This is a genomic window from Streptosporangium nondiastaticum (assembly GCF_003011965.1).
GTDB lineage: Bacteria > Actinomycetota > Actinomycetes > Streptomycetales > Streptomycetaceae > Streptomyces > Streptomyces nondiastaticus.
Map to the genome: position 1 here is coordinate 1 of NZ_PXWG01000270.1, position 3,216 is coordinate 3,216.

Genomic DNA, 3,216 nt, shown 5'->3' on the forward strand with positions numbered 1-3,216 from the left:
GGGACGCGGTTCCTTTGAAAGTCCTGCCGGCCTTTAGGGGCTGACAGGCAACACACAGCGAGGACGCTGTGAACGACCGGGACTATTCCTCCTGGTTGTTCCGCTCAACGCGAGTGTTCACACCCGATTACGGGTAAACATTCACGGAGAGTTTGATCCTGGCTCAGGACGAACGCTGGCGGCGTGCTTAACACATGCAAGTCGAACGATGAAGCCCTTCGGGGTGGATTAGTGGCGAACGGGTGAGTAACACGTGGGCAATCTGCCCTGCACTCTGGGACAAGCCCTGGAAACGGGGTCTAATACCGGATATGACCTTCGAAGGCATCTTTGAAGGTGGAAAGCTCCGGCGGTGCAGGATGAGCCCGCGGCCTATCAGCTTGTTGGTGGGGTGATGGCCTACCAAGGCGACGACGGGTAGCCGGCCTGAGAGGGCGACCGGCCACACTGGGACTGAGACACGGCCCAGACTCCTACGGGAGGCAGCAGTGGGGAATATTGCACAATGGGCGAAAGCCTGATGCAGCGACGCCGCGTGAGGGATGACGGCCTTCGGGTTGTAAACCTCTTTCAGCAGGGAAGAAGCGAAAGTGACGGTACCTGCAGAAGAAGCGCCGGCTAACTACGTGCCAGCAGCCGCGGTAATACGTAGGGCGCAAGCGTTGTCCGGAATTATTGGGCGTAAAGAGCTCGTAGGCGGCTTGTCGCGTCGGATGTGAAAGCCCGGGGCTTAACCCCGGGTCTGCATTCGATACGGGCAGGCTAGAGTTCGGTAGGGGAGATCGGAATTCCTGGTGTAGCGGTGAAATGCGCAGATATCAGGAGGAACACCGGTGGCGAAGGCGGATCTCTGGGCCGATACTGACGCTGAGGAGCGAAAGCGTGGGGAGCGAACAGGATTAGATACCCTGGTAGTCCACGCCGTAAACGTTGGGAACTAGGTGTGGGCGACATTCCACGTCGTCCGTGCCGCAGCTAACGCATTAAGTTCCCCGCCTGGGGAGTACGGCCGCAAGGCTAAAACTCAAAGGAATTGACGGGGGCCCGCACAAGCAGCGGAGCATGTGGCTTAATTCGACGCAACGCGAAGAACCTTACCAAGGCTTGACATACACCGGAAAGCGCTAGAGATAGTGCCCCCCTTGTGGTCGGTGTACAGGTGGTGCATGGCTGTCGTCAGCTCGTGTCGTGAGATGTTGGGTTAAGTCCCGCAACGAGCGCAACCCTTGTCCTGTGTTGCCAGCATGCCCTTCGGGGTGATGGGGACTCACAGGAGACTGCCGGGGTCAACTCGGAGGAAGGTGGGGACGACGTCAAGTCATCATGCCCCTTATGTCTTGGGCTGCACACGTGCTACAATGGCCGGTACAATGAGCTGCGATACCGCGAGGTGGAGCGAATCTCAAAAAGCCGGTCTCAGTTCGGATTGGGGTCTGCAACTCGACCCCATGAAGTTGGAGTTGCTAGTAATCGCAGATCAGCATTGCTGCGGTGAATACGTTCCCGGGCCTTGTACACACCGCCCGTCACGTCACGAAAGTCGGTAACACCCGAAGCCGGTGGCCCAACCCTTGTGGAGGGAGCCGTCGAAGGTGGGACTGGCGATTGGGACGAAGTCGTAACAAGGTAGCCGTACCGGAAGGTGCGGCTGGATCACCTCCTTTCTAAGGAGCATATGGCCGACTGCAAGCGAATGTCTTGCACGGTTGCTCATGGGTGGAACGTTGACTATTCGGCACAGTTCAGGATCTCCCTGTTAGTACTGCTTCGGCGTGGAACACAGTGGGGTGAGTGGCTGGGCCGGGCACGCTGTTGGGTGTCTGAGGGTACGGACTACGGTCTGTTCCTTCTTGACGCCGGCCCCAGTGAACTCCGGGTTTTGATCCGGGGGTGGTGGGTGGCTGGTCGTTGCTTGAGAACTGCACAGTGGACGCGAGCATCTGTGGCCAAGTTTTTAAGGGCGCACGGTGGATGCCTTGGCACCAGGAACCGATGAAGGACGTGGGAGGCCGCGATAGGCCCCGGGGAGCTGTCAACCGAGCTTTGATCCGGGGGTGTCCGAATGGGGAAACCCGGCAGTCGTCATGGGCTGTCACCCGCTGCTGAACACATAGGCAGTGTGGAGGGAACGCGGGGAAGTGAAACATCTCAGTACCCGCAGGAAGAGAAAACAACCGTGATTCCGGGAGTAGTGGCGAGCGAAACCGGATGAGGCCAAACCGTATGCGTGTGATACCCGGCAGGGGTTGCGTATGCGGGGTTGTGGGAGTTCTCTTGATCAGTCTGCCGGCTGGTCGGCGAGTCAGAAACCGTATGGATAGGCGAAGGACATGCGAAAGGTCCGGCGTAGAGGGTAAGACCCCCGTAGCTGAAATCTATGCGGCTTGCTTGAGAACCACCCAAGTAGCACGGGGCCCGAGAAATCCCGTGTGAATCTGGCGGGACCACCCGTTAAGCCTAAATATTCCCTGGTGACCGATAGCGGATAGTACCGTGAGGGAATGGTGAAAAGTACCGCGGGAGCGGAGTGAAATAGTACCTGAAACCGTGTGCCTACAAGCCGTGGGAGCGTCGCGGTGAGTGCTTGCATTCATCGTCGTGACTGCGTGCCTTTTGAAGAATGAGCCTGCGAGTTTGCGGTGTGTTGCGAGGTTAACCCGTGTGGGGAAGCCGTAGCGAAAGCGAGTCCGAATAGGGCGATTGAGTAGCGCGCCCAAGACCCGAAGCGGAGTGATCTAGCCATGGGCAGGTTGAAGCGGAGGTAAGACTTCGTGGAGGACCGAACCCACCAGGGTTGAAAACCTGGGGGATGACCTGTGGTTAGGGGTGAAAGGCCAATCAAACTCCGTGATAGCTGGTTCTCCCCGAAATGCATTTAGGTGCAGCGTCGTGTGTTTCTTGCCGGAGGTAGAGCACTGGATAGGCGATGGGCCCTACCGGGTTACTGACCTTAGCCAAACTCCGAATGCCGGTAAGTGAGAGCGCGGCAGTGAGACTGTGGGGGATAAGCTCCATGGTCGAGAGGGAAACAGCCCAGAGCATCGACTAAGGCCCCTAAGCGTACGCTAAGTGGGAAAGGATGTGGAGTCGCAGAGACAACCAGGAGGTTGGCTTAGAAGCAGCCACCCTTGAAAGAGTGCGTAATAGCTCACTGGTCAAGTGATTCCGCGCCGACAATGTAGCGGGGCTCAAGCGTACCGCCGAAGTCGTGTCATT

Annotated in this window: 2 rRNA genes; both read left to right on the plus strand. The window is 58.1% G+C overall.

The annotated features are described in order from the left end of the window. Window positions 1-140 precede the first annotated feature (140 nt). Window positions 141-1,664: ribosomal RNA gene (locus tag B7P34_RS35530) — 16S ribosomal RNA — on the plus strand. A 280-nt stretch (window positions 1,665-1,944) separates the two neighbouring features. Beyond that, window positions 1,945-3,216 (plus strand): 23S ribosomal RNA (locus tag B7P34_RS35535); the annotation flags it as partial.